Genomic DNA, 10,933 nt, shown 5'->3' with positions numbered 1-10,933 from the left:
GGCCAGGATCGCCAGGGCCAGCGTCCAGAACACCGCACCGCCGACGCGACGGCCCGTGCGTTCGCCGCCGCGTGGCCNNGGCAGGCGCGGGCGACGCGTTCGGCGACGGGCTCGCCGAACGGATCGAAGGCCGGCGACTGGTTTTCGGAGGCGCTGCGCATGATGGCGAATGTCGCGCTCGGCCTGTCCCTTCGCAATGGACGCGTCTTTCGTATTTCTCTGTCCGGGGAGATGCTTGTTCTCTATCCGCCATCGGCGGCAAACAGGTTCTTCTCAGACCGCCGTTCCTGCCGCCGGAAGCGGCACATCTTCGTCTCCACAGGGCGCCGGCGCGGCCGGCCCCGGGCCGGCGGGGGTATGATAGGCCATGCGCTCCCGGCGTCCCCGCAGGGGCTCGCGGCTGACCTCGCGCCACGCCTCGACCGGGGCCCCGGCGGCGCGCCGCGCGGCCTCGGAGACCAGGATCGGGACACCGTGGAGCTTGGTCGCCTGTTCCAGGCGGGCGGCGACGTTGACCGCATCGCCCAGCACCGTGAACTCGTAGCGCGCCTCCTCGCCGATGATCCCGCAGAACACCTCGCCGTAATGGACGCCCACGCCGATGCGCACGGTCCCCGTGGGCCCGGCTCTGTCGGTCCAGCGGGCGATCACCGCGACGAGATCCTGGGCGAAGGCGAGGGCACGGGCGGCATCGTCGGACCTGGGCTCGGGCAGGCCGAACACCACCAGGGCACCGTCGCCGATGAACTTGTCGACCACCCCGCCCCGGAGGCGGGCGAGGCGCGTCACCCGCCGCCGGAAGGCGGACAGGAACTCGGAGAGCCGGTGCGGATCCAGGTTCTCGGCCAGGGTGGTCGAGCCGCGCATGTCGACGAACACGATGGCGGCCTGCTGGCGGCGGCCGGCCTTCAGGCTCCCGTCGCCGTCGGCGAGCCGCAGGACCAGCTCCTGCGGCAGGAACCGCGACAGCCGGTTGCGGCGGGTCGCCTCCCGCAGGGCCGAGACGGCGAACAGCACGAACAGGACGGCGAGGGCACCGACCATGATCCAGAGGGCGAGGGCGATCCGGGACACCGTCGCCTGCCGCCGCTCCATCCTGTCCGCCTCGTACGTCTCCATGCGGCGCACGCGGTCGCGGATCGCGTCCATCACCTGCTTGCCGCGTCCGTCCGCCACCGAGGTGTGGGCCGCGGCGCTGTCGCCGCCGCGCATCAGGGCGACGCTGGCACCGAGTTCGTCGAGCTTCTCGCGGATCAGGGCGGCCAGGGTGTCGAGTTCGGCCCTCTGGTCGGCGTCATCCTGGACGAGGTCGCGCAGCCAATCGAGCTGGCGGTCGACGTTCAGCCGGCCCTCGGTGAAGGGCAGCAGGAAGGCCTCGTCGCCGGTGAGCAGGTAGCCGCGCTGGCCGGTCTCGGCGTCCTGCACCGCCGACAGCACCCGGGCGAGGCGCCCGTCCACCGCCACGGTGTGGCGCACGGCGTCGATGCCGCGCTGCTGGTAGACGAAGGCGCCGAGCGCGATGGCGGTCATCACCAGGATCGTGGCGAAGCCCACCGTCATCCAGGTCACGGTGCGCGAGCGCAGGGATCGCTGCACCCGCGCCTCGACGCGGTCCCGGACGGACGCGACGTCCGGCGCGGCCTCGCTCCGGTCCGGCGCGGGCACGGTGGCGGGACCGGACATGTCAGGCCCCGCCCGCGCCGTGCAGCCGGACGGACCGCCCGATCCGCCCCCCGCCCTCGACCGCCTGCGTCCGGCAATCCGCGATGGTCGCCCGCGCCGTGTCGATGGCGACGGACGCCGCCGACAGGATCCGGGTGTCCGGCTCCCGCTCCCGGGCGTAGCGCACCACGTCCATGGCCAGCGCGTCCACCTCGACGGTGAGCGCCTCGATCGCCGCCGGGTCGCGCAGCGCCCGGGCCTGCCCGGCGATCTCCAGGAGCCGGTCCATGATCTCGTCGATGCGCTCCCGGCGCAGGCTGGCGAGGCGCTTCCGGATCCAGGCGAGCACCGAGACGAGGCCGCCCGCCAGCGCGCCCAGGAGGTAGAGGGTGTCGCCGTAGCGCTCGATGAAGCCGTGCTGGTCGCGCTCGTAATAGTCGATCGCGCCGGGATGGATTGGGATCCGGGCGCTGGTGGCGGCCACGGTGGTGTCGTAGGCCGGGGCCTGGACGTACTCGGCGGCGTCGGTGGCCAGCGCGGCGGCGCTGCGCTTCTCGAAGAGCTGCTGGGTCACGTCGGCCGCCACCACGCGGCTCAAGGAGGCGCGGGCCATCAGCCGGTACGAGGCGCCCACCGTCTTCACGTCGTCGGCCGGCAGCTTCGGGCGGCCGCCGAACAGGCCGCCCGGGACGGTGACCGCCTGGAGCCGCGGGAAGCGCTCGATCACCGCCCCGTCATCCTCAACGGCGACGAACGCCACCTTGCCTCCGCGGGCGACGCCCTGCACGGCCGAGACCAGGGCCAGCGCCTTGGGCGCCGAGGGGGCGATGATGCTGACGAAGGCGTCGATCCGCCTCTCGCGGAAGGCGCCGGCCACCGCCTCCTGATCGACCGGGACCAGCAGGACCGTCGAGTCCCGGGCCGGACCGGCGGCCTCCTCCAGGGTGAGGCCGTAATAGCCGAGGAGGTTCCGCAGCAGCCAAAGGTCGGCGTCCCGGTGCGCCGCGATGCCGAGCCGCTTGCCGGCGAGCTTCGGGAAGCTCGTGATCCCGGCCTGCTCGGGCGAGGCGATGACCATCGCCTGGTCGCGCAGGATCGCCAGGGTCAGCCCGTTCGTCGGCAGCAGCACGTCGGGGCGGACGACCGCGAGGTCGGCCCGGCCGTCCTGCAGGGCGGCGGCGCTCTCGCGCACGTCGTCGAAGGACAGGATCTTCAGGCGGACATTCTCGTGGGCGGCCTCGAGCGCGTCCGCGTAGGCCTTGATCAGGCCGGGCTCGGTGCCGTCGCGGGGCGCGACCGCGATGGTCAGGACCGTCGCCTGGAGCAGGACCCACGCCGCGATCCCGCCCGCGCCCAGGAGGGCGGCGCCCGCCAGGAGAAGCATTTCCCGGCGCAGCAACCAGGCGGGCAAACTCCACATCGGTCCGGATGCTCAGAACAGCGAGATCAGCACGATGCCGGCCACCATCACGGCGGCGCCGATCAGGCGCGGCGGGCCGGCCTTGACCTGCTTCATGCCGAACCAGCCGAAATGGTCCAGGGCCACCGAGGTCAGGAGGTTGGCGGTGATCAGCAGGCCGTTGAAGGCCCCGGCTCCGACCTTGTCGACGAAGAGCAGCCCGGCGAACACCGCCACCGCCCCGGTGATCCCGGCGAGCGGCATCCACCAGCGAACGCCCGCGATGTCGTCCCGGGTCGGCAGCGGCGACGGCCGCAGCAGGAACATCAGGGCGAACACGAACACCACGGGCACGAACGACACCGTGGCGGCGAGCCAGGGGTTCTCCAGGGCGCCGCGGAGCTGCGCGTTCCAGACCACGCCGATCGCCATCAGGGCGCCGGCCACGAGGATGAACGGGTAGAGCACCTTGCCCGACATCCCGTGCCCCTCGCCGTGCCCCTCGCCGTGCCCCTCGCCGTGCCCCTCGCCGTGCCCCTCGCCGCCGTCGCTCCTGCCCCCCGAGCGCGCGATGAAGATCACGCCCACGGCCATCAGCAGGCCGCCGAGCCAGGGCATCGGCTTGAAGCCCGCGGCCTGCAGGCCGAACAGGCCGAGCGCGTCCATCGCCAGGGAGGTGAGGATGTTGGCGGTGAGGGTCAGGCCGTTGAACGGCCCGGCGCCGACCTTGTCGATGAAAGCCAGCCCCCCGAACACCGCCACCGCGCCGGCCAGGCCGCCGAGGGGCGCGTACCAGGGCATCTTGCTCAAGCTGTCGAGGCTCGGCAGCGGCGTCGGCATCGTGAAGAACAGGGTCGTGAACACGAAGACGATCGGCAGGAACGACACCGTCGCGGCGAGCCACGGATTGACCATGCGGCCCCGCAGCTGCGCGTTCATGGCGTTGCCGATCGCCTGCAGCGCGCCCGCCACCAGGATGAAGGGATAGAGGAGGGCTGCCGTCACGGGCGCGGACCTTGGGTTTCCGGGAAGGGATCAGACGAGGAGCAGGCCGGCGAGCGCCAGCGCGAGGGCCGGCGGCATCACCAGCAGGCCGAGCTTGAGGAAGGTCCAGGCGCCGACATCCTGGCCCTCGCGGCGGATGGCGGTGAGCCAGAGGATCGTGGCGAGCGAGCCGGTGACCGAGAGGTTCGGCCCGAGATCGACGCCGATCAGGATCGCGCCCGCGACCTTCTCGGGAACGTGGGCGGCCTGCACGGCGGCGCCCGCGATCAGGCCGGCCGGCAGGTTGTTGACGAGGTTGCACAGCACCGCGACCAGGCCGCCCGCCCCCCAGGCGGTGGCCTCCGGAGCGGCGTGGGCGTAGCCCTTGAGGAGGTCCGCCAGCATCGCCAGGACGCCGGTCTTCTCCAGCGCCTCCACCAGCACGAACAGGCCAGCCACCAACGGCAGCACGCTCCACGACACGTCCTTGGCCACCTCGACGAGGCCGCCGCGCTTGAGCAGCAGCACGACGATCGTGGTGGCGAGCCCGGCCACGAAGGTCGGCAGGCCGAGGTCGAGGCCGAGCGCCGAGGCGGCGATCAGCACGCCGCCGGTGGCCACGATGCCGATCCCCGCCACGAGGCCGGTGCGGGACAGCGACACGGCCTCGACGTCGGTGGCGACCTCCTGCCCGCGCAGGGTCTTCGCCTGGGTCAGCCGCAGCACCGCGTAGGTCGTCGCGATGGCCAGCAGCGAGGGCAGGGCGAACAGGCCGAGCCAGCGCACCAGCGGCGGCATGTGCTCGGCGAAGACCACGAGGTTCGCCGGGTTCGAGATCGGCAGCACGAAGCTCGCCGCGTTGGCGATGAAGGCGCAGATGAACAGGTAGGGGAGGGGGTTCTCCACCTTGGCGGCCTTGGTGGCCGCGTAGACGGCGGGCGTCAGCACCACCGCGCAGGCGTCGTTCGACAGGAACACCGTGACCACGGTGCCGACGAGATAGACCAGGGTGAACAGCCGCGTCGCCGAGCCCTTGGCGGCGCGCACGGCGATCGAGGCGAGCCAGTCGAACAGGCCCTCCTTCCGGGCTACCTCCGACATCAGCATCATGCCGACGAGGAACAGGTAGACGTCGGTCCCCTTCAGGACGCCGTCCCAGGCGGTGGCGGGGGCGAGCAGGCCGAGGGCCACGAGGGCGCCAGCGCCGAGCACGGCCCAGATCGCCTCCGGCCACGCGAACGGCCGCAGGATGACGCCGAGGGTGGCGAGCGCGGCGATCGCCCAGGTCGCGATATTGGGGGTCAGCGTCAGCGCGCCCATCGGGTCCGGTGGTCCTCTGGTGGAGTGGATCGTGCGGTGCGGTGTGCAGCGATTCGGGTGAGTCCGGCTACCAGGGCCGGCCGTTGCGGTTCGGGCCGAGCTGGTCGCCCCGAAGCCCCTTCTGCGGCCAGGCGGGGAGCCGGGTGGCGTCGCTGCCGGGGCGATCGGGTGCGGGCGGCGGGACGAAGCTCCGGCCCACGGGCTCGATCACCTCGGTATCGGCCTGCCCCGTGCCGTCCGTGACCGTGACCGCGAGGCGGCGGGCGCCCTCCGGCCAGGGAATGCGGGCATGGACGGTGCGCGGCCCGTCCGGCACCATCGCGTGGGGCCGCCCGTCATCGACGCGCACGCAGCAGCACCAGTCGCCCTGCGGCCTGTCCGACAGCACGAGGGCGCGCACGGAGATCCGGCCGTCCGCCATGGCGAGGGGCGCCGTGGCGAGGCGCCGGTCGGCGGGGCTCGTGATCATCACGAAGGGCAGCGCCCGGTCGAGGGGCTTGAACCGCCAGCTCGTGACCGGCCCGTCGATCGCCGCGACCGCGTAGCCCACCGAGCCGTCCTCGTTCTGGCCGACGGAGCGGGCCGCCGCGTAGAGGGTGCGCCCGTCCGGGGCGAGCTCGTTGTAGTGGGTGTGGCCCATCTCGACGAGGCGCACGCCGTGGTGGCGGATCAGGCCGGCCAGCGCCGCCTTCTCGTCGGGCACGCAGAGATCGTCCGGGTAGGTGTGGGTGAAGACCGCGCAGGGCCGGCCCTCCTCGTCGGCCCGGGCCAGCTCCTCGGCGAGCCAGGCGAGCTGGCAGGGGCCGAGCCGGAAGTCGAGGCCGAACCCCTTCCGGCCGTAGCCGGGGCTGACCATGTCGAGGAACAGGCAGCGCACGCCCGCGAACGTCTCGGCGAAGTAGTAATGCGTGACGGGGGCGGGGTCGTGCGGGCGCGGCAGGTCATGGCGCCGCGCCGCGTGGCCGCCGCCGCGGGGGCTGCCCGCCACCGCGGCGAACAGGGCGTCGAAATCCGTCATCGTGCCGTGCTGGCGGTCGTGGTCGCCGGCGATCAGGCGCACCGGCAGGTCCGGGTGCCGGTGCAGGGCCTCGCGCAGGACCGCGTATTGCTCCGCCCGCCCGTCCTCGGCGAGATCGCCCGGGAGGTAGGCGAAGTCGAGGAGGCCGTGTCCGTGCAGCCCGTCCACCTCCGCGAGGATCGCCCGCAGGTCGGCGGCATGGGGGTCGGAACTCCGCTCCAGATGGAGATCGCCGACATGCGCGAAGGCGAAGACACCGTGATCTGCGGTCATGGCGCGCCCACGGGGCCGGACACGGCCGCGTGGGCCGCGCGCGCTCTGTCGTTCCCCTGCGCCATCATGCTCCCCGGACAGGCCAGCCCGCCCCGGCCGGGGATCGGCCGCGGTGGTCGCGACCGGCCCGACGTTTCGGACACGGCCGGGTTCCGGATTCGGGATGATGCCCGCGGTGGCGGGAGCCTACATTTTCGTGAGTCAGGGCCGTACGCGCCGTCGAGCCGGGAAAGTGTCGCGAAAACAGACACTCGATGTCTTCTCGCGCGACAGATCTGCGGGGATCGCCGTCGGCCGTGGACGCGGACATCGGGCGCGGTCCCCAGGCTGTGCCGGCGTCGCCTGGGTGCCGTCCAACGGGGCACGGAATCCTCCCGCGCAGGCTCATCCCCCGGATCCAGGGCTATCGGTCGCGGCCTGTTCGCGGACGAACGCGGTCTTGGATGAGCCACGGTTCGTGCTCGATGACCGGTACGGTCCCGATCCGACGGGCACTGGTCCGGTCTCGTCCGAGACGAGGCTCGAGAGGCGCCGTACGGGATGCACGCAGCATCCGCATCCCCCTGACCGGGCCTTCCGGAGATCTTTCATGTCGCCAAACGATCATCTTTGGAATTTCGGATCGCGTTGAGCTGATCTAGACTTTCTCAAGAAGCTCATCCGGACAAGATTGTGCCTATCGAATCGATGGATCGCCCGCGCCTGCGCGTCGGATGCCGACCGTTGTCTCGCGGCTCCACATCCGGAATTGCCCGATCATTGCCCCGCCGGAGTCCTGCCCGATGAAGATCCTGCGTCTCCTCGCCGTCGCGGCGCTCTGCCTCGGCGCATCCTCCGCCGGGGCAGAGGCCCTCCGGATCGGCGTCGTGCCCGGGGCCTACGGCGATGCCGTCACGGTGGCGGCCCGGGAGGCCAAGGCGGAGGGCCTCGACGTGAAGGTGGTCGAGTTCAGCGACTGGACGACGCCCAACGTCGCGCTCGATGCCGGCGACATCGACGTGAACTTCTTCCAGCACCGCCCCTTCATGGAGAACGCGGCCAAGCAGAAGGGCTACGCGTTCGACATCGTCGGGCAGGGGATCCTGTCCAATATCGGCCTGTACTCCCTGAAGCATAAGCGCCTCGACGAGATCCCGGTGGGCGGGTCGGTGGCGCTCGCCAACGATCCGGTGAACCAGGGCCGCGGCCTGCTGCTCCTCCAGAAGGCCGGGCTGGTCAGGCTGAAGGACGGTGTCGGCTTCCTCGGCACCCTCGACGACATCGTCGAGAACCCGAAGAAGCTGCGATTCACCGAGGTCGAGGGACCGCAGCTCGCGCGGATCACCGGCGATGTCGATCTCGCGCAGGGCTATCCGCATTTCATCGTGGCGGCCGGAAGCTTCGACCCGACCAGCGGGCTGATCTATTCCGGCATCGAGGACAAGCTGTTCACGGTCAGCTTCGTCACCAAGACGTCCCGCAAGGACGACCCGGCGATCCGGAAGTTCGTGACCCTGTTTCAGAATTCGGACGCCGTGAAGCGGCAGATCCGCAAGTCCTTCGCCGACAGCGACAAGCTCTACCTGCTGGCGTGGCAGAACTGATGGTCGGCCTCGTCTTCGACAGCCTGCACACTCCGGGCACGCCGGTCGCGACCGGACGGCGGAGTCCGGGCGCCGCGGCCACCGCCCCAGGTCCGGCCGCAGGTCCGGCCGCAGCGCCCGGCCGGAGGCCCGGCACGGTACGGTTCGAGGCGGTCTCCAAGACCTATCCGTCCGCCGCCGGACCGGTCCGCGCGCTCGACAGCGTCGACCTCGCCATTCCGGCGGGGGCGATCTTCGGCATCATCGGCCGATCGGGGGCGGGCAAGTCGAGCCTCCTGCGCATGGTCAACCGGCTGGAGGCGCCCACCTCCGGCCGGGTTCTGGTCGACGGCGCCCCCGTCGATGCCCTCGACACCGACGGGCTCGTGGCCCTGCGCCGGCGCGTCGGCATGATCTTCCAGCACTTCAACCTGCTGGCGGCCAAGACCGTCCGGCAGAACGTGGCGCTGCCGCTGACGGTCGCGGGCGTCCCCAGAAGCGCGATCGGCCCGCGGGTCGCGGAGGCGCTGCGCCTCGTCGGCCTGGAGGACAAGGCCGACACCTACCCGTCGCGGCTCTCCGGCGGCCAGAAGCAGCGGGTCGGCATTGCCCGGGCCCTCGTGAGCGATCCGGAGATCCTGCTCTGCGACGAGGCGACCTCCGCCCTCGACCCGGAAACCACGCTGGCGATCCTCGACCTGCTGCGCGACATCAACCGGCGCCTGGGGATCACCATCATCCTGATCACCCACGAGATGCACGTGATCCGCGAGATCTGCAGCGACGTGGTGGTGCTGGAACGGGGCCGGGTGGTCGAGACCGGGCCGGTCTGGCGCGTCTTCGGGGCGCCCGAGCACCCGACCACGCAGGCGCTGCTCGAACCGCTGACCCGCGGCCTGCCGCCGGATCTGGCGGACCGGCTGCAGCCGCTGCCGACACCCGGCGGATCCGCGATCCTGCGGATCACCTGGGCCGGGCAGGGGACGCCGGATCTCTCGGGCCTCGCCGTGGCGGCCGGCACGCCGGTGCGCCTGCTCCAGGCCGGCATCGAGCGGATCCAGGGCCACGCGGTCCGCCGGATGCTGGTCGCCGTCCCGGGCGCGGATCCGGACGTGGAGGCGCGCCTGCGGGCGCTCGGCGGGGCCGTCGAGAGGCTCGGCTACGTCGCCCCGGAAGCGGAGGCGGGGTGAGGCGACGATGGGCCGCCTTCCCCGCGGAATCCGGCAGAGACTCCGCCGCGCAAGCGGTTCCCCCTCGAACCCACCGACCCGGAGCCCCGCATGACCCCGCAGATGATCGACCGCCTCTGGCAGGCCTTCCTCGACACCGGGCTCATGGTCGGGGTCTCGGCCGGGATCGCCGTGCTGGCCGGCCTGCCCCTGGCGCTGTTCCTCGTCATTTCCGGGCCCGGCGGCATCGTCCCGGCACCGGCGGCCAACCGGGTGGTCGGGGCCGTGGTCAACGGCTTCCGGGCCGTGCCGTTCATCGTGCTACTGGTGGCGCTGATCCCGTTCACCCGGCTGGTGGCCGGCACCACCATCGGCGTCTGGGCGGCCATCGTGCCGCTCGCGGTGAGCGCCACCCCGTTCTTCGCCCGGATCGCCGAGGTCTCGCTGCGGGAGGTGGATGCCGGCCTGATCGAGGCCGCCCAGTCCATCGGCTGCCGACGCCGGCACATCCTCGCCCACGTGCTCCTGCCCGAGGCGCTGCCGGGGATCGTCGCGGGCTTCACCATCACGGTGGTGTCGATGATCGGCGCCTCCGCGATGGCCGGGGCGGTGGGCGCGGGCGGCCTCGGCGACGTCGCCATCCGGTACGGCTACCAGCGCTTCGACACCACCGTGATGATGGTGGTGATCGCGATCCTGATCGCCCTCGTGTGCGTGGTCCAGTTCGCGGGCGACACCGCGGTGCGGCGGCTCCGGGCCCGCTGACGGCCCCGCGCCCCGGCACGAGGCGGCCCACACCCGAGGCCGCATCCCTGAGGCTGAACCCATGAGCCTGCACCCATGAGCCTGCACCCATGAGCCTGGACATGGACGAATCCGTCGCCGACGGGGCGGCCGAGCCGATGCCCCCGCCGCCGTCGCCCCCGCACCGGATCGGATCCGACGCCGAGGCGATCGCAGCCGCACAGGCCGTGGCCCGGATCTTCGCGGCGGGCGCGGCCGAGCGCGACCGCGACCGGCGCCTGCCCTGGGGGGAGATCGCGGCGTTCACCGACAGCGGGCTCGGCGGCCTCACGGTGCCGCGGGCCCATGGCGGCGCGGAAGTCTCTTACGCGACGCTGGCCGAGGTGTTCACGATCCTGGCCGCCGCCGACGGCTCGGCGGCGCAGATCCCCCAGAACCAGTTCGGCGTCCTGGCGCTGGTCGCGGTCGCCGCCAGCCCCGCCCAGCAGGCGCGGATCTACCGCGACGTCCTCGCCGGCCACCGGATCGGCAATGCCGGCCCCGCCCGCAACGGCAAGGCGATCACCCGCGTGGAGACGCGGCTGACATCCGGGCCGGCGGGCCCGCGCCTGAGCGGCCACCGCTTCTATTCCACCGGCGCACTCTTCGCCCACTGGATCCCGACCCGCGCGGTCGGCCCCGACGGAGGACTGCTCCTGGTCTTCGTGCGCCGGGACGCCCCCGGCGTGCGGGTCGTGGACGACTGGCAGGGCTTCGGCCAGCGCACCACGGCGAGCGGCAGCGTGATCTTCGAGAACGCCCC

At 72.4% G+C, this 10,933-nt stretch carries 9 protein-coding genes; 4 read left to right on the top strand and 5 right to left on the bottom strand.

Going from position 1 to position 10,933, the window contains the following annotated elements; all coding sequences use genetic code 11:
• Positions 1 to 273 precede the first annotated feature (273 nt).
• The 5 genes from I53_RS15750 to I53_RS15730 form a co-directional block, all read right to left on the bottom strand.
• Positions 274 to 1,683, bottom strand: a complete 1,410-nt coding sequence (locus tag I53_RS15750; RefSeq protein ID WP_236961944.1) for a CHASE3 domain-containing protein — start codon at positions 1,681 to 1,683, stop codon at positions 274 to 276.
• Between the two features lies 1 nt (position 1,684).
• Positions 1,685 to 3,082, bottom strand: a complete 1,398-nt coding sequence (locus tag I53_RS15745; RefSeq protein ID WP_043352333.1) for a TAXI family TRAP transporter solute-binding subunit — start codon at positions 3,080 to 3,082, stop codon at positions 1,685 to 1,687.
• Positions 3,083 to 3,094: 12 nt separating this feature from the next.
• Positions 3,095 to 4,066, bottom strand: a complete 972-nt coding sequence (locus tag I53_RS15740; protein ID WP_043352331.1) for a DMT family transporter — start codon at positions 4,064 to 4,066, stop codon at positions 3,095 to 3,097.
• Between the two features lie 30 nt (positions 4,067 to 4,096).
• Positions 4,097 to 5,365 (bottom strand): arsenic transporter, encoded by a 1,269-nt coding sequence (locus tag I53_RS15735; protein WP_043352329.1) that lies wholly within the window; start codon positions 5,363 to 5,365, stop codon positions 4,097 to 4,099.
• 67 nt (positions 5,366 to 5,432) lie between these two features.
• Positions 5,433 to 6,656: a metallophosphoesterase gene (locus I53_RS15730; protein WP_043352327.1), complete on the bottom strand. Its 1,224-nt coding sequence runs from the start codon at positions 6,654 to 6,656 to the stop codon at positions 5,433 to 5,435.
• A gap of 782 nt (positions 6,657 to 7,438) precedes the next feature.
• On the opposite strand from I53_RS15730, the gene I53_RS15725 reads away from it, so the two are divergent.
• The 4 genes from I53_RS15725 to I53_RS15710 all read left to right on the top strand — a co-directional run.
• A complete protein-coding gene (locus I53_RS15725) occupies positions 7,439 to 8,239 on the top strand; it encodes a MetQ/NlpA family ABC transporter substrate-binding protein (protein ID WP_043352335.1) in 801 nt (266 codons plus the stop codon).
• On the top strand, positions 8,239 to 9,408 hold the full coding sequence (locus I53_RS15720; RefSeq protein ID WP_043352325.1) for an ATP-binding cassette domain-containing protein: 1,170 nt from the start codon (positions 8,239 to 8,241) through the stop codon (positions 9,406 to 9,408). The genes I53_RS15725 and I53_RS15720 overlap by 1 nt, the downstream gene beginning before the upstream one ends.
• A 90-nt stretch (positions 9,409 to 9,498) precedes the next feature.
• The gene (locus tag I53_RS15715; RefSeq protein ID WP_043352323.1) at positions 9,499 to 10,152 is read left to right on the top strand and encodes a methionine ABC transporter permease; all 654 of its coding nucleotides are present in this window, start codon (positions 9,499 to 9,501) and stop codon (positions 10,150 to 10,152) included.
• Between the two features lie 89 nt (positions 10,153 to 10,241).
• A partial coding sequence (locus tag I53_RS15710; RefSeq protein ID WP_043352321.1) for an acyl-CoA dehydrogenase family protein occupies positions 10,242 to 10,933 on the top strand: 692 nt, incomplete at its 3' end.

Origin of the sequence: Methylobacterium sp. B1 (genome assembly GCF_000333255.1) — a bacterium.
In the GTDB taxonomy this organism is placed as follows: Bacteria; Pseudomonadota; Alphaproteobacteria; order Rhizobiales; family Beijerinckiaceae; genus Methylobacterium; species Methylobacterium fujisawaense.
The sequence above is the reverse complement of the archived record's forward strand: the minus strand, read 5'-3'. Positions and strand labels throughout refer to the sequence as shown.